The 14,153-nt window shown below is 65.6% G+C and carries 15 protein-coding genes, 1 pseudogene and 1 CRISPR repeat array; of the genes and pseudogenes, 3 read left to right on the top strand and 13 right to left on the bottom strand.

The window, feature by feature from the left end; all coding sequences use genetic code 11:
- Window positions 1–127 precede the first annotated feature (127 nt).
- Window positions 128–378: pseudogene (locus DK874_RS00845) on the bottom strand (tyrosine-type recombinase/integrase); the annotation flags it as partial.
- Between the two features lie 501 nt (window positions 379–879).
- Window positions 880–1,380: a CRISPR direct-repeat array (repeat unit 36 nt; unit sequence GTCGCAATCCCCTTACGGGGAAGCATCTCTTGCAAC).
- Between the two features lie 806 nt (window positions 1,381–2,186).
- Here DK874_RS00845 and guaB point away from each other — a divergent pair.
- Window positions 2,187–3,671 carry an IMP dehydrogenase gene (gene guaB, locus DK874_RS00850; protein ID WP_114311857.1) on the top strand — a complete coding sequence of 495 codons (1,485 nt, stop codon included), beginning with the start codon at window positions 2,187–2,189 and terminating at the stop codon, window positions 3,669–3,671.
- 256 nt (window positions 3,672–3,927) lie between these two features.
- Here guaB and DK874_RS00855 read toward each other — a convergent pair whose 3' ends face one another.
- On the bottom strand, window positions 3,928–4,158 hold the full coding sequence (locus DK874_RS00855) for a hypothetical protein (RefSeq protein WP_114311860.1): 231 nt from the start codon (window positions 4,156–4,158) through the stop codon (window positions 3,928–3,930).
- A gap of 39 nt (window positions 4,159–4,197) precedes the next feature.
- Between DK874_RS00855 and DK874_RS00860 the strand changes: the two genes are divergently transcribed.
- Window positions 4,198–4,659, top strand: coding sequence for a hypothetical protein (locus tag DK874_RS00860; protein ID WP_114311862.1), 462 nt, complete (start codon window positions 4,198–4,200; stop codon window positions 4,657–4,659).
- A 10-nt stretch (window positions 4,660–4,669) separates the two neighbouring features.
- On the opposite strand, the gene DK874_RS00865 is transcribed toward DK874_RS00860, so the two are convergent.
- From DK874_RS00865 to aroQ, 10 genes are all read right to left on the bottom strand, one after another.
- The gene (locus DK874_RS00865) at window positions 4,670–5,920 is read right to left on the bottom strand and encodes a sensor histidine kinase (RefSeq protein ID WP_114311864.1); all 1,251 of its coding nucleotides are present in this window, start codon (window positions 5,918–5,920) and stop codon (window positions 4,670–4,672) included.
- 9 nt (window positions 5,921–5,929) lie between these two features.
- Window positions 5,930–6,613 carry a response regulator transcription factor gene (locus DK874_RS00870; protein ID WP_114311866.1) on the bottom strand — a complete coding sequence of 228 codons (684 nt, stop codon included), beginning with the start codon at window positions 6,611–6,613 and terminating at the stop codon, window positions 5,930–5,932.
- The gene (locus DK874_RS00875) at window positions 6,610–6,972 is read right to left on the bottom strand and encodes a hypothetical protein (RefSeq protein WP_114311869.1); all 363 of its coding nucleotides are present in this window, start codon (window positions 6,970–6,972) and stop codon (window positions 6,610–6,612) included. Before DK874_RS00875 ends, DK874_RS00870 begins: the two co-directional genes overlap by 4 nt.
- An 11-nt stretch (window positions 6,973–6,983) precedes the next feature.
- A complete protein-coding gene (locus tag DK874_RS00880; protein WP_114311871.1) occupies window positions 6,984–7,631 on the bottom strand; it encodes a DUF502 domain-containing protein in 648 nt (215 codons plus the stop codon).
- Window positions 7,632–7,724: 93 nt separating this feature from the next.
- Window positions 7,725–8,333: a helix-turn-helix domain-containing protein gene (locus DK874_RS00885; RefSeq protein WP_114311874.1), complete on the bottom strand. Its 609-nt coding sequence runs from the start codon at window positions 8,331–8,333 to the stop codon at window positions 7,725–7,727.
- Between the two features lie 75 nt (window positions 8,334–8,408).
- A complete protein-coding gene (locus DK874_RS00890) occupies window positions 8,409–8,636 on the bottom strand; it encodes a hypothetical protein (protein ID WP_114311876.1) in 228 nt (75 codons plus the stop codon).
- On the bottom strand, window positions 8,633–8,761 hold the full coding sequence (locus DK874_RS11950) for a hypothetical protein (protein ID WP_275887324.1): 129 nt from the start codon (window positions 8,759–8,761) through the stop codon (window positions 8,633–8,635). Before DK874_RS11950 ends, DK874_RS00890 begins: the two co-directional genes overlap by 4 nt.
- Window positions 8,758–9,069 (bottom strand): divalent-cation tolerance protein CutA, encoded by a 312-nt coding sequence (gene cutA, locus DK874_RS00895; RefSeq protein WP_114311878.1) that lies wholly within the window; start codon window positions 9,067–9,069, stop codon window positions 8,758–8,760. The genes DK874_RS11950 and cutA overlap by 4 nt, the downstream gene beginning before the upstream one ends.
- Window positions 9,069–11,489 carry a DNA gyrase subunit A gene (gene gyrA, locus DK874_RS00900; RefSeq protein ID WP_114311880.1) on the bottom strand — a complete coding sequence of 807 codons (2,421 nt, stop codon included), beginning with the start codon at window positions 11,487–11,489 and terminating at the stop codon, window positions 9,069–9,071. The genes cutA and gyrA overlap by 1 nt, the downstream gene beginning before the upstream one ends.
- Window positions 11,490–11,576: 87 nt before the next feature.
- Window positions 11,577–12,023, bottom strand: a complete 447-nt coding sequence (aroQ, locus tag DK874_RS00905; RefSeq protein ID WP_114311883.1) for a type II 3-dehydroquinate dehydratase — start codon at window positions 12,021–12,023, stop codon at window positions 11,577–11,579.
- A gap of 30 nt (window positions 12,024–12,053) precedes the next feature.
- Between aroQ and DK874_RS00910 the strand changes: the two genes are divergently transcribed.
- Window positions 12,054–13,043: a peptidoglycan DD-metalloendopeptidase family protein gene (locus DK874_RS00910; protein ID WP_114311885.1), complete on the top strand. Its 990-nt coding sequence runs from the start codon at window positions 12,054–12,056 to the stop codon at window positions 13,041–13,043.
- Here the strand turns inward: DK874_RS00910 and DK874_RS00915 are convergent.
- The coding region (locus DK874_RS00915) for a class I SAM-dependent RNA methyltransferase (RefSeq protein WP_240307572.1) at window positions 13,035–14,153 on the bottom strand (1,119 nt) is incomplete at its 5' end. The genes DK874_RS00910 and DK874_RS00915 overlap by 9 nt on opposite strands.

Raw genomic sequence — 14,153 nt, forward strand, 5'->3', positions numbered from 1 at the left:
GACCCTTACCCTTTAGTGCTGATAAGCGTGAGGTCGGTGGTTCAAGTCCACCATCGCCCACCAGCTCCAGGACACAAAACTTCCCCCCTCGGTAGCGAGGGGGGAAACCCTTTTGAGGGCTTATGGGTCAGGCTTGGGGTCTATTTCGCGACGGTTTTAGGAGTTCTTCCAGGTCCAGCACGTACCCCCGCCACTTCTCCTCCAGCAGGTGCCGGTAAACGTTCAGGGTGATGGTGGGGGTGGCGTGGCCCAGGCGCTTGCTCACCACCTCCAGGGGCACCCCCCGGGAGAGGGCCAGGGTGGCCCAGGTGTGCCGGAAGTCATGGACCCTGACCCGCCCAAGCCCGCCCGTTCTGCCAGGCGGCGGAGGTAGGGGTTGGAGGTGCCCTGGTCCAGGATGCCGTTCCCGTCCGCATCCGGGAAGGCCAGGAGGCGGCAGGCTTCACCAGGGCTCCCCTCGAGGCGAAACGCTACCCCCTCCTTGGGCAGGACCAGCGCCTGGCAACCCCCATGGGAGCAGGTTTCCAGGGTCACCCTGGCCTCCGGCCACCGTACCACCCGAACCTCGGCGTGGGCTGCGGCACCTCCTGCCACCTACGCCACCTGGCAGGTTCCAGGAATCCCTCCCGAGCCCGACTGAATCCGCAAGGGGGCCTAGTCTTGGATAGGGTTGGGGGAGAGCCAAAGGCCCTTCCTTGAGCCGCACCTCCAGCCACACCGGACGAGGCGCCCGGATAGGGGCCATCCCCGTGGGCCTCTGGAGGCACAACCGCTGGAGGGGTGGGAGGCCTATGGTATGAGGCTCCTGACTACGTGGACCTCGGGTCACCTCTGTGTGGCCAAGAAACCCGCCAGCCGATCCATTTGAGCACCGGCTTTGTCGCAATCCCCTTACGGGGAAGCATCTCTTGCAACAAATCATCCGGGCCATGGTGCCCCCCGGGGACGACAAGACGTCGCAATCCCCTTACGGGGAAGCATCTCTTGCAACCTGGTTGTCCTTGCAAGCCGCCACACGGGCAGGGAAATCAGGAGGTCGCAATCCCCTTACGGGGAAGCATCTCTTGCAACGGTACGCGGAGGTCCGCCCCCTCGAGGACGACGATGTGTCGCAATCCCCTTACGGGGAAGCATCTCTTGCAACCCCGTGTATTTAGCACGGGCAGTCCAGGGACTTCCCGTAAAGTCGCAATCCCCTTACGGGGAAGCATCTCTTGCAACCTAGGAGAGGTTATGAAGCACTGGAACCTGAAGCGGGACGTCCTGTGTCGCAATCCCCTTACGGGGAAGCATCTCTTGCAACATAGACGGGCAAGTGATCCGTCTTTCTGGGCACCCCCTGGCGTCGCAATCCCCTTACGGGGAAGCATCTCTTGCAACTGTACCCCCCTAAGAACACCGTCCCAGACAATGCTCCCAGAGGGGGGGTTTGTGAGAAGCATGAAGCTTGGAATATGCATATGGCGAATAAAGGGGGTTTTGCGGACTTTGCTTCGTAGCGAAGCCACTGGAGGAAGGGTAGATGAAAAGGGAAAACCGCATATTTCCCTTGCGCAAGCGGAAAACTGGCTTTCAAGGTCCCCGTCCGGCCTTCCGGACAACCGCATTATAGCACTTCACTGCGATGGTGAACCAAGTCAAAGGGAGGTGCCAGAGGTTTTGTGCTGCACGCACGCTCCAATCGTTACGTGATTCGCAGTAATCTTGGCAGCCAAAATATCGCAACACCAGGCGAACGCTAAAGAGCCGGTCGGATAAGCGTGAGGTCGGTGGTTCAAGTCCACCATCCTCGAAGGCCAGCCCAGGTAAAGGCATCACCCAGGAGACAGGTGGTTTGGGCGGTAAGGGGGTACTGGGCTTGGGTGGGAAGGGTGCGCATGGCTAGGTTCCGGGGTCCGGGAGGCCCAGGCCCTGGGGCTTGGCGGAGGTGAAGGCCTGGATGGGAAGGTGTACGTCAACCACCTGGGTGCCCTGCCGGTGGGAACCACCCCCCGGCTTCCCGAGGAACGGCTCGGCGCCTCGAGGCGATGGGTTGAGGAAGCGGGAAGCCCTGGGCTAAGCGGTCCCCCCATGCTCCGCTTCTTTCCGCCGGGTAAATGACCTGGATGCTTTGCCAGGCCCGAGAGAGGGGATTTAGGGGCTTTGGCCCTAGACGGGAGGTAAGGAGGGCGTATAGCCTGGAGAACATGTACGAGGGGAAGATCCTCTACGAAGGCCTAACTTTTGATGACGTGCTCCTCCTCCCTGGGTATTCGGAGGTGCTACCCCGGGAGGTTTCGGTGAGGACCAGGCTTACCCGGAAGCTTTACCTCAACATCCCCATCCTCTCCGCCGCCATGGACACGGTGACCGAGGCGGAGATGGCCATCGCCATGGCCCGGGAAGGGGGGCTTGGGGTGATCCACAAGAACCTGAGCATTGAGGCCCAGGCGGGAATGGTGCGCAAGGTAAAGCGCTCCGAGGCGGGGATGATCCAGGACCCCGTCACCCTGCCGCCCACGGCCACCCTCGAGGACGCTGAGCGCCTCATGCGGGAGTACCGCATCGGGGGGCTTCCCGTGGTGGACCTCTACGGGAAGCTTTTAGGCCTGGTGACCAACCGCGACCTGCGCTTTGAGCGCAACCTGAAGCGGCCCGTCACCGAGGTCATGACCCCTTTGGAACGCTTGATCACCGCTCCGCCTGGCACCACCCTGGAGGAGGCGGAGGAGATCCTGCGCAAGCACAAGGTGGAAAAGCTTCCCCTGGTGGACGAAGCGGGGAGGCTCAAGGGGCTTCTTACCCTAAAGGACATTGTGAAGCGCAAGCAGTACCCCAACGCCGCCAAGGACCCCCTGGGCCGGTTATTGGTGGGGGCGGCGGTGGGGGCGAGCCGGGACCTTCCGGAAAGGGCCGCCGCTTTGGTGGAGGCGGGGGTGGACGTCCTGGTCCTGGACTCGGCTCACGGCCACTCCAAGGGGATTCTGGAGGCCCTCACCTACCTGAAGGAAACCTTCGGGGAGAAGGTGGAGATCATTGCCGGCAACGTGGCCACCCGGGAAGGGGCCCGGGCCCTGGCGGAGCGGGGCGCGGATGCGGTGAAGGTGGGCATCGGCCCCGGCTCCATCTGCACCACCCGGGTGGTGACCGGGGTGGGGGTGCCGCAGATCTCCGCCATCCTCGAGGCGGTGGCGGGGGTAGCCGACCTGGATGTGCCCATCATCGCCGATGGGGGGGTCAAGTACACGGGGGATGTGGCCAAGGCCCTGGCCGCCGGGGCCCACACGGTGATGCTGGGGAGCATGCTGGCGGGCACGGACGAGGCCCCGGGGGAGGAGGTTTTGAAGGATGGGCGCCGCTACAAGCTCTACCGGGGCATGGGCTCCTTGGGAGCCATGAGGCAGGGCTCCGCCGACCGCTACTTCCAGGAGCCGGGCAGGGGAGGGGAGACCGAGGCCAAGAAGCTGGTGCCTGAAGGGATCGAGGGCATGGTGCCCTATAAGGGCCCCGTGGCCGACGTCCTCTACCAGATCGTGGGGGGCTTGAGGAGCGCCATGGGCTATGTGGGGGCCCCGGACATAGAAACCTTCCGGCAAAAAGCCCGCTTCGTGCGCATGACCATGGCGGGCCTAATAGAGAGCCACCCCCACGACGTGGTGGTCATCAAGGAGGCTCCCAACTACTCCCGGTGACGACTCCCCGCTCTGAAGAGCGGGGCTACAAGGTACGGGCTACGCCCGTGACCTCGGTTCTAGGTAGTACTACCTATCCCCGCAGGGCTAACTTGGAAACCGGGGGATTATAGCTCCCCCACTCCCCCTCTTTTTTCTAAGGCCCTCCTGCCCTGGCAGGGGGCCCGGCAAAGCCTTCCTCTAAGCTCCGTGGGGGCGGAAGCAGAGCGAACGGGGCTCCGCCAGGCTTAACCTGCGCGCTTGGGCCCACTAGGGACTAGTCTCCGAAGAGTTTCTCAAAGGCCTCCCCCCCTCCCTTCTTGCGGGCCAGGCGGTAGGTGCCTTCTTTCTCCTCCAGCATGCCTTCCGCCACCAGGGCCTTCAGGGTGTCCTCCAGCTCCTTTTTGGAGAAGGCTTCCCCCTCTTCGTCCAGATAGCGCTGGATCTCCTTGAAGCTGGCATAACGCAGAGCCTCCACCGCCCGCATGACCCAACCCTTCCGGTCCATGCCACCATCCTACTTCCCTTGGGGTGGCATCCTGGGGCTATGGACCCTTACCGGGAGTACCAGGATTACGTGGTGGCCTCGAGGCTCCTTTTGGCCCTGGGCCTTTCCCGGGAGGTTCTTTCCCTGGGCCAGTATGCCCGCCTAAGGCTTCGCCGGAGGGAGCTGGTTCGGCAAAGCCGGTTGTCCCAGCTGGAAAGCCTGGACGAACGCCTCCGCTACGGCTTCTGGAGCAACCCTTTGAGGCTAAAGGAGTTCCTCAAACGCACCGCCCACGCTCCTTACTGGGCCTCCCCTCTGGCCTTTGAAGCCCTGCTCTTCCCCGAGGAGCAGGCCCGCCTTGCCTACCCCGGGCAGGCGGGGGAGTACTACCTGGGCTGGCTCAGGTTGCCCCATCTTCTCATGGAACCCCTGGCCTTTGAGGAGGCGCTACGGGAACAGGAGGCCCGGGCCGAGGCCCTTCCTCTCTTCCTCAACGCCTTCCACCGAGTGCCTGGCCCCTGATGCGGCAGGTTTAGGCCTCTTCCTCCAAAAGGGGCAGGCGTACCCGGAAGAGGGTGCGGCCGGGCTGGCTTTCCACGGTGATCTCCCCCCCGTGAGCCTTGGCGATGGCCTGGGCGATGGCCAGGCCCAGGCCGGTTCCGCCCCCAGGCCCCCGGGCGAAGCGCTCAAAGAGGCGGGGAAGGAGTTCCTCGGGGATCCCCGGGCCATGGTCCTCCACCTCCAAAAGGGCGTTTTCCCCTTCCCGCCTGAGGCGCACCCGGATCCCTTCCCTTCCTGCGGCCCGGACCCCGTTGGCGATGAGGTTCCTGAGCATTTGCAGGAGCCGGTCCGGGTCCCCCAGGACCTCCAGGGCCTCCCCTTGGAAGGCCACCCCGTACTCCCGGGTGGCCTCCTCGGCTATGGTTTTGAGGTCCACGATATGGGGGTTCAAGGTGCGCTCCGCCTCCCCCCGGGCCAGGGAGAGGAGGTCCTCCACCAGGCGGCGCATCCTCTCCGCGGTGGCCCGGGCGGTGCTTAGGGCTTCGGAGTCCAAGGGGTTTCGGGAAAGCCGGTCCAGATGGCCCAAAAGAACCGTGAGGGGGGTCCTAAGCTCGTGGCTGGCCTCGGCCAGAAAGGCCCGTTCCTTTTCCTTGGCTTCCTTGAGGGCCAGAAGGAGGCCGTTCACCGCCTCCACCATCCGGCCGAACTCGTCCTTGGGGAGGTTCAGGGGTACGGGGTCCAGGCGCTCAGGGTTACGCCTGGCGATCTCCCTGGCGGCCTCCTCCAGGGGCCTGGCGGTGAGCCGGGCGGTGAGGTAGACCAAGGCCATGCCCAAGGGGAAGAGGAGGAAGAAGGCCTCGAGGAGGGCCCGCCTCAGGGCCCTTTGCGCCAGGTCTATGGGGGCGGTGTCCTGGGTGAGGGCGAGGAGGCCCAAGGGGGTGCGCACCAAGGCGGCGGCAAAGCCCCTTTGCCAGGTGACCCTGGGGGCCTCGCCCACCCCCTTTAGGGCCTCCGGGGGGAGGCGGTGGGCCTCCTGGGTGAGGACCAGGGCCTCCCCGTCCTCCGCATACAGGTGAAGGTAGACGCCCCCGGTGGTGAGGAGGGCCCCCGTCTGACCCTTGCGGTAGGCCTCCGCCGCCCGCTTGGCGTCCTCCAGGAGGGTGGCCTCGAGGTGGCCCCTAAGGGCCCGCTCCACCCCCTGCCCCGCCAGGTACAGGGCCCCCACCAAGAAGAGGAGCCAGAGGAGGCTGAAGGAGAGGAAAAGCCGAAGCCGGAAGGACATGGGGCCGGGCTAGGCTTCCTCCTCGCCCCTTCCCGGGCGGACCGCATACCCCAGGCCCCGCACCGTGCGCAGGTAGCCGTAGGCCCCGGCTTCCCTCAGCTTGGCCCGGAGGTTGGCCACGTGCACATCCAGCACGTTGGAATCCCGGCCCAGGGGCTTGCCCCAGATCTTTTCCTCGATCTCCTCCCGGGGGAAGACCCTCCCCGGGCGGCCCATGAGCAGGTGGAGAAGCTCAAACTCCTTGGGGGAAAGCCGCACCTCCTTTTCTCCAAAGAAAACCTGCCGCCTTCGGGGATAAAGCTCCAGCCGTCCCACGCTCAGGACCTCGCTGCCTTCCTTGTGCCTCAGCTGCACCTGGATGCGGGCCAGAAGCTCGGCGGGGTGGAAGGGCTTCACCAGGTAGTCGTCGGCCCCATCGGAAAGGAGGCCCACCTTGCGCTCCACGGCATCCTGGGCGGTGAGGACCAGGATGGGGGTGTCGTCGGTGGCCCGGATCCTCCGGGCCACCTCGGCCCCATCCAAGTCGGGGAGGCCCAGGTCCAGCACCACCAGGTCGGGCTTTCTCTCCCGGTGCTTCACCAGGCCCTCCATGCCGCTTTTGGCCCACTCCACGAAAAAGCCCGCTTCCTTGAGCTCCAGCTCCACCAGGCGGGCCACTTCCGCATCGTCCTCAATGAGCAGGATGCGCTTCATGGCCAAAGCCTTTCCGGAGGGGCGAGGCCATAGACCTCCTTGAGGAGCCTAAGCAGGCTCACCCGCTCCTTGTCCTGCAGGAGGACCACATCCCCGCGGTCGGCCACCCCGGGAAAGGTGCGGGGCTTCTCCCCTGGGAGCACCAAGAGGAGTTGCACCTCCTGGCCCAGCCTGGGAGGTACCGGGGCGGAGAGGGGGATCAGCCTCTTGCCCTCCACCCGCCAAGCCCCGTGCAGGATGCGCAGGTCCTGGGAGAAAAGCCTCAGCTCCGTGCCCGGGGGGAGACCAGGCCCCAGGAGGGGAGGAAGGGCGGCCGAAACCGTCCCCAGGAAAAGGAGAAGGAGGATCAGGGGACGCATCGTCTCCCATTCTACGCCGGGGGCTCAGCCCTTTGTGGGAGAGAGCTTAAGGGGCCTGAAGGTTTTTCGGGGAGGAGGAAGCCGGCGGAAACCACGTACTTAAGGGCGTCCTCCACGCTGATCTCCAGGGGGATGACCTCCTCTGAAGGCACTAGGATCACCATGCCGCTGGCGGGCACGGGACTGGTGGGCACCAAGACGGCGGTGTACCCTTCTGGCAGGGGAGGAAGGCGGCCGTTCACGGGCTGCACCACAAAACAAAGGGTGTATAGCCCTCGCCTGGGGTACTCTATGACCGCCGCCCGGCTGAACTTCACCTCCTGGTGGCCGAAGAGGGTGTGGGTGATCTGCTGCACCGCCTTGTAGATGTCCCGCACGATGGGGAAGAGGAGGAGGGAGCGCTCCAGGGAGACGATGAGCCTTCGGCCCAGGTAGTTTTCCGCCACGGTGCCCACCAGGTAGATGAGCACTCCAGCGAGAAGAAGACCTACAAAGGGCAGGAAGGGCTGGTAGGTGCGGGGCACCTCCAGGTCCAAAAGGCGCAGGAAGCTCTGGATATAGCCCCCGGAGTAGGTGTAGACCCAGGCCAGGAAGTACAGGGTGACCAGAAGGGGTAGGAGGGTGACCAGCCCGGTGAGGAACCGCTGGCGCAGGCGCATGACCCTTAGTTTACGGGAAAGGGGGATTAGCCATGCCCCCTAGGGACGAAACCAAGGCCCCCAACCGGGCTTGGCCCGGTTGGGGTGGCATGGCTAGCGCCCGTCCCCTCGGCTTCGGGCCAGTTCCCTAAGGCCCTGGATGTCCTTCAGCACGATCTTGCCGTAGCCGGAGCGGATGTAGCCCTCCCGGGTGAGCTCCCCGATCACCTTGGTCACGGTTTCCCGCACGCTCCCCACCGCGGCCGCCAGCTCGTCGTGGGTGGCGCGGAGGACCAGGCCCTCCGGTTCCTGGTGGGCCAAGGGGGTTTCCGCCAGCTCCAGGATAGCGGCGGCCATTCGGTTTTTGAGGCGCTGGGTGGCTAGGCGCTCGATGCGCCGGTAGGACTCGGAAAGGGCCTGGGCCAGGCTCTGGAGCACCTGGCGGACCTCCTCGGGGTGGGGTTCCTTGGGGAGGGGTTCGGCCACCACCTCGGTCACCGCCTCGGCGAAGTACGTCCGCTCCATACCTGCCAGGGCCTCTTCCCCGAAGTACCCCCCGGGGCGGACCAGGCGCAGGGTGAGGGCGTTGCCCTCCTCATCCACCGCCTCGAGGCGCACAAGGCCCTCGAGGACCCGGTAGACCCGATCCCGGGGCCCCGGCACCCCTGGGTACAGGATCACCTCGCCGGGCTTGAAGGTTACGGTTTCACGGGCCTGGGTCATGGCTGCCTCCTTGCCCCTAGGCTAGCACGCCCCTGTGGTTTTGTAAACCTGTGGGTTACAAAAATCCTTCCCGCCCTACCCCTTGTCCAGGGGCCTTTTGTGGGCTACGGGCAGAAGGCGGTCCGTGGCGATCTCGGGCTCCCTTCCCTCCCGCCTGGCCCTTTCCCTTTCCAGTTCGGTCCAGAAAAGGGCCATCTCCCAAAGGGCCTCAAGCCGCTCCTCCAGGGACAGGCTCTGCCACTCCCCCCGGTCGTCCAGGGGGGTTTCCAGGGAAAACCTGCGGGCGATGGGCCGGATTTTCATAGCTCCTCGAGGTCGCGTAGGTCTATGGGGCGGCCGAAAAAGGCCAAGGCATACCCCCCGATGACCAAAAACCTGGCCCCGGTTCCATGCAAGGCCCGGAGAAAATCCAGCATCTCAGGGGTCACCTTACGTTCTCCCTAAGCCACGCCAGGTAGGGCCCATGCCCCTCGGCGATGGGCAGGGCCAGGATCTCGGGCACGGTGTAGGGGTGAAGGGAAAGGACCCGCTCCTTAAGCCGGGGGAAGGCGAAGGTGGTGGTCTTGGCGATGAGGAGCACTTCCCGGTCCTCCACCACCTCCCCTTGCCAGCGGTAGACCGAGGTGAGGCCCGGCACCAGGTTCACGCAGGCGGCCAGGCCCTCCTCCACCAGGGTGCGGGCCAGGGTATGGCCCACCTCCTCGTTAGGGGCGGTGATCAGGACCACCTCTTCCATTACTGCTCCTCCTCCACGGCAAAGGCACTGGCCACCTCGTCGTCCTCGGGAAGGTTCATGATCTTAACCCCGGCGGTGGCCCGGGAGTACTGGCGGATCTCGGCCACGGGGGTGCGGATGGCCAGGCCCTTCTTGGAAAGGACCAAGAGATCCTCCGTGCCCCGCACCTTGAGGAGGGCGGCCAGGCGCCCCACCTTAAGGGACGTGGCATAGGTGATGACCCCCATTCCTCCACGGCCCTGCAAGGGGTACTCGGCCAGGGGGGTGCGCTTGCCGTAGCCCCGGGTGCTCACCGCCAGGAGGTCCACCATCTCCCCGGGCTTCACCGTCACCAGGGAAACCACCCGGTCCCCTGGCTTTTTGAAGCGGATCCCCGTCACCCCCTGGCTGTCCCGGCCCGTGGCCCTAACCTCCTCCAAGGGGAAGCGGATGGCCTGCCCCTCCTCCGTGGCCAGGATGGCCTCGTCCTCGGGGTCGGAAAGGGCCACCCCAATGAGCCGGTCCCCCTCCAGGAGCCGGATGGCGATGAGCCCTGCTGTACCCAGGTTCTGGTACTCCCTCAAGGCGGTGCGCTTCACCAAGCCCCGTTCCGTGGCGAAGACCAGGTGGCCCTCCCCCTCCAAGCCCCTCACGGAAAGCAAGGCGGCCACCTCTTCCTCTTCGGCCAGAGGGAGAAGGGTCTTCACGTGCACCCCCCGGGCCTGGCGGCCCATCTCCGGAAGGTCGTAGACCTTCAGGCGGTAGACCCGGCCCCGGTTGGTGAAGAGGAGGAGGTCCTCATGGGCCTGGGCCACGAAGACCTGGATGGCCTCGTCCTCCTCCTTGGTTTTGCCAGCGATAAGCCCTTTCCCGCCCCTTCCCTGGGCCCGGTAGCTCTCCAGGGGAAGGCGCTTTAGGAAGCCCTGGGCGGTGAGGGTGATGACCATGGGCTCATCCTCTATGAGGTCCTCGGGGTTGAAGCTCTCCTCAAACTCGGCGATCACCGTACGCCGGGCATCCCCGTACTTTTCCTTGACCCTTAGGAGGTCCCTCTTGACCTCAGCCCAAAGCCGCCCCTCCTCCTCGAGGATGGCCCTAAGCCGGGCGATCTCCTCCATGAGCTCCCGGTACTCCTCCAAGAGCTTTTCCCGCTCCAGGGCCACCAGGCGTTGCAGGCGCATGTCCAGGATGGCCTGGGCCTGGACCTCGCTGAGGCCAAAGCGCTCCATAAGCCCCCTTCGGGCCTCGCCCGCGTCCTGGGAAGCCCGGATCAAGGCGATGACCTCGTCGATGTGGTCCAGGGCGATGAGGAGGCCCTCCAACACGTGGGCCCTTTCCTCGGCCTTCTTGAGCTCAAATAGGCTTTTGCGCCGGATCACCTCCTTGCGGTGGTCCAGGTAGTGGCGCATGAGATCTAAGAGGGAAAGGACCTTGGGCTCCCCCTCCACGATGGCCAGGAGGTTCACCGTGAAGGAGGCCTGCAAGGAGGTGTGCTTGTAGAGCTGGTTCAGCACCACCTGGGGGCTTGCTCCCCGCTTGAGCTCGATGGCGATGCGCAGGCCCTGGCGGTCGGACTCGTCCCGGAGGGCCACGATGTCCTCCAGCTTCTTGGCCTTCACCAAGGCGGCGATCTGGGCGATGAGGCTGGCTTTGTTGACCTGGTAGGGAATCTCCGTAACCACCAGCATGGGCTTTTGGCCCTTCTCCTCGATGCGCACCTTGGCCCGTATTTTGAGGCTCCCCCGGCCCGTGGCGTAGGCCTCCTGGATGCCCTTGCGGGAGAGCTTGCCCCCGGTGGGGAAGTCGGGGCCGGGGAGGTGGCGCATGACCTCCTCGAGGGTGATCCCGGGGTTGTCGATCATGGCCACCAGGGCGTCCATCACCTCGCTGAGGTTGTGGGGGGGGAGGCTGGTGGCCATGCCCACGGCGATGCCGCTGGCCCCGTTCACCAGGAGGTTAGGGATGGCGGCGGGGAGGACCTCGGGCTCCTTGAGGGAGCCGTCGTAGTTGGGGCGGAAATCCACGGTTTCCTTGTCAATGTCCAAAAGCATCTCCGCCCCTAAGGGGGAAAGCCGGGCTTCCGTGTAGCGCTGGGCCGCCGGGGGATCCCCGTCGATGGAGCCGAAGTTTCCCTGGCCGTCCACGAGGGGGTAGCGCAGGTTCCAGGGCTGGGCCAGGCGGGCCAGGGCATCGTAGATGGCGGCGTCCCCGTGGGGGTGGTACTTGCCCATGACCTCGCCCACGATCTTGGCGCTTTTCACGTGCTTGCGGCCCGGGAGCACCCCCTCCTGGTAGGCGCCGAAAAGGATTCGTCTCTGGACCGGCTTAAGCCCGTCCCGCACGTCGGGCAGGGCCCGGTCCACGATGACGGACATGGCGTAGTTGATGAAGCTCTGCTTGAGTTCTTCTGTGATTTCTACAGGAATGACCGTCTCGGACATAGTCTTCCTCTCGGGCCAAAGCCTCTTTTCAGTATATCAGATGGGCCGGCCCTCCGGGGAAGGGATTCTAGGCCTGGCCCACCTCGGTCAGCCCGGCGGGGCTACCTCCAGGACCTCCGCCAAGTACACTAGGGCCAGTTTGTAGGAGAGGGGCCCGAACCCCGAGATGATGCCCCGGCAGGCAGGAGCGGTCACGGAGTGCTGGCGGTAGGGCTCGCGGGCATGGAGGTTGGAAAGGTGGACCTCCACCACGGGGAGGGGCTGGGCCCGGATGGCGTCCAGGAGGGCGTAGGAGTAGTGGGTGAGGGCCCCAGGGTTCAGGACGATGGCCAAAAACCCTTCCCGGTGGGCCTGTTGCACCCACTCTATCAGCTGGCCCTCGTAGTTGCTCTGGCGGAAGGCCACCCCCAGGCCCAGCTCCGCCCCCCAGGCCTCGCAGAGGGTTTCCAGTTCCTCCAGGGTGGTGCGCCCGTAGATCTCGGGCTCCCGCCCTCCCAGCAGGTTCAGGTTGGGTCCATTTAGGATCAGCACCATACGGGCTCCTTTTGCCCTAGGATACCCCGTATGCGGCGGCTGTGGTTGGTCTGGCTGTTGGCCTTTGGGGGGCTTTGGGCTTGGGCGGAGGGCCCCCGGGCCCTGACCCATACCGTGGCCCCCGGGGAAACCCTCTTTGCCATCGCCCGGCGCTATGGCACCACGGTGGAGGAGCTGGCCCGGCTCAACGGGCTAAGGGACCCCAACCGCATCCAGGTGGGCCAGGTGCTCCTGGTGCGGACCGGGGGGGAGGTGGCCTTGCCCAAGGGAAGGCTGGTCTACTTCCCCCCGGTCCAGGGCCGGGCCTTTGGCCTAAGGGTGGAGGGGTACGCCCAGGGGTGGGTGGGGTTTTTGGGGGAGCGGTACCCCTTGGTGCCCGGGGAGAAGGGCCTATGGGCCCTTTTGCCGGTGGGGGCCTTGGCGGAGCCTAAGGAGTACCCTTTGCGCCTTTACTTGGATGGGGAAGAGGTTTCCCCTGTCCTAGAGGTGAGCCCGGGAGGCTATGGCCAGGAAATCCTGGTTCTGAGCCCCTCTCTGGAGGGCCTGCTCCAGGACCCCAGCTTGAAGGCGGAGCGGGAAAAGGTGGTGGGGGCCTGTCCCAAGGAGGGACCCCTGACCTTTTCCCGGTTCCTAAGGCCCCTGGAGGGGCGGATCACCAGTCCCTTCGGCACCCGAAGGCGGTACGGCACCCTTTTCACCTCCTACCACGAGGGCCTGGACTTCGCTGCCCCCCTAGGTACCCCCGTGCGGGCGGTGGCCGAGGGGGTGGTGGTGCTTTCCGAGAGGCTGAAGGTGCGGGGGGAGGCGGTGGTCCTGAGCCACGGGATGGGCCTTTGCACCGGGTACTGGCACCTTTCCGAGCGTCGGGTGAGGGTGGGGGAACGGGTACAGGAAGGGCAGGTGCTGGGGCTATTGGGGAGCACGGGGCTTTCCACCGGGCCCCACCTGCACCTGGAGGTGCGCCTACGGGGGATTCCCGTGGACCCCCTGCCCTTTTTCCGGGGCCTCCCCCTACCCTAGCTCTAGGAGGGAAAGGACCTCCACGTGATGGGTAAAGGGGAAGAAGTCGTAGGGCCGGGCGAAGGCCAGCCGGTAGCCACCCCCCACCAGCCACCCCACGTCCCTGGCCCAGGTGGCGGGGTCGCAGGCCACGTATAGGACCTCCTTGGGCCGGGATTCCACCAGATAGGCCCTCACCTCCTGGGAAAGGCCGGTGCGGGGAGGGTCCAGGACCACCAGGTCAAAGGTGCCCAGATTCCGGGCCTCCTTGACGTCCCCCCGGTGGAAGCGCACGTTTTCCACGCCAAGCCGCTTCCTATCCGCCTCTCCCCGGCGCACCGCCTCCTTGCTGATCTCCACCGCCACCACCTCCCCGTAGCGGGAGGCCAAAAGAAGGGAGAAGAGACCGCTTCCCGCATAGAGCTCCAGGGCTCGTTCCCCTCCCGAAACCAGGCCCTGGGCCTCCTCTAAAAGCTCCCCCATGGCCAAGGGGTTCACCTGGCTGAAGCTTTCCACGCTCACCGTGGCCGTGAGGGGGCCGAACCGTTCCCGGAGGGTTCTTTCCCCATAGAGGGGCTCTACCTTCCCCCGGAAACGCCCCTTGGGGGAGGGTTCGGCCCAGACCACCCCGGCAAAGCCCTCCTGGACCAGGGCTTTGGCGGGGCGCCTTAGGCTTTCCGGGCTTCCTCCAATGAGGCCGAGAAGCACCCGGCCTTCCAGGAGGCTTCCCCTTAGGGCCACCTCCTCCACGGGCAGGGGCCAGGTTTGTAGGAGGGAGAAGGCCCAGGCCAGGGGCTCGGCCAGAAGGGGATCCTCCTCCAGCCGGAAGAGATGATGGCTTTCCGGCAAGCGGTAGGCCAGGCCCCCTAAGGGATGGCGGGCGTACTGGGCGGCGGTGCGGTAGCCCAGGGGCCTGGGGGAGGGGCGGATGGGGGCCAGGGGAAGGGAGAGCTTGGCGATGCGCATGAGGGCGTCCTGCACCAGGCCTTCCTTCAGGGGGAGCTGGCTTTCGTAGGCCAGGGGGAGGTCGGCGGAGGGGGGGAGGGGGTGGGGGTAGCGGTCGGGGCGGGGGGTGAGCACCTCCACCTCTTCCAAGAACAGGGTTCCCTTGCGGCGCACGGGCCTTCCTTG

Source organism: Thermus caldifontis (assembly GCF_003336745.1).
Classification (GTDB): domain Bacteria; phylum Deinococcota; class Deinococci; order Deinococcales; family Thermaceae; genus Thermus; species Thermus caldifontis.

Coding starts and splice junctions, on each gene's coding strand:
- DK874_RS00860 (WP_114311862.1), top strand. CDS start 4,198: ATGGACCCTTACCGGGAGTACCAGGATTACGTGGTGGCCTCGAGGCTC.
- DK874_RS00875 (WP_114311869.1), bottom strand. CDS start 6,972: ATGCGTCCCCTGATCCTCCTTCTCCTTTTCCTGGGGACGGTTTCGGCC.
- aroQ (WP_114311883.1), bottom strand. CDS start 12,023: ATGGTGCTGATCCTAAATGGACCCAACCTGAACCTGCTGGGAGGGCGG.
- DK874_RS00880 (WP_114311871.1), bottom strand. CDS start 7,631: ATGCGCCTGCGCCAGCGGTTCCTCACCGGGCTGGTCACCCTCCTACCC.
- guaB (WP_114311857.1), top strand. CDS start 2,187: ATGTACGAGGGGAAGATCCTCTACGAAGGCCTAACTTTTGATGACGTG.
- DK874_RS00870 (WP_114311866.1), bottom strand. CDS start 6,613: ATGAAGCGCATCCTGCTCATTGAGGACGATGCGGAAGTGGCCCGCCTG.
- gyrA (WP_114311880.1), bottom strand. CDS start 11,489: ATGTCCGAGACGGTCATTCCTGTAGAAATCACAGAAGAACTCAAGCAG.
- cutA (WP_114311878.1), bottom strand. CDS start 9,069: ATGGAAGAGGTGGTCCTGATCACCGCCCCTAACGAGGAGGTGGGCCAT.
- DK874_RS00890 (WP_114311876.1), bottom strand. CDS start 8,636: ATGAAAATCCGGCCCATCGCCCGCAGGTTTTCCCTGGAAACCCCCCTG.
- DK874_RS00865 (WP_114311864.1), bottom strand. CDS start 5,920: ATGTCCTTCCGGCTTCGGCTTTTCCTCTCCTTCAGCCTCCTCTGGCTC.
- DK874_RS00910 (WP_114311885.1), top strand. CDS start 12,054: ATGCGGCGGCTGTGGTTGGTCTGGCTGTTGGCCTTTGGGGGGCTTTGG.
- DK874_RS00855 (WP_114311860.1), bottom strand. CDS start 4,158: ATGGACCGGAAGGGTTGGGTCATGCGGGCGGTGGAGGCTCTGCGTTAT.
- DK874_RS00885 (WP_114311874.1), bottom strand. CDS start 8,333: ATGACCCAGGCCCGTGAAACCGTAACCTTCAAGCCCGGCGAGGTGATC.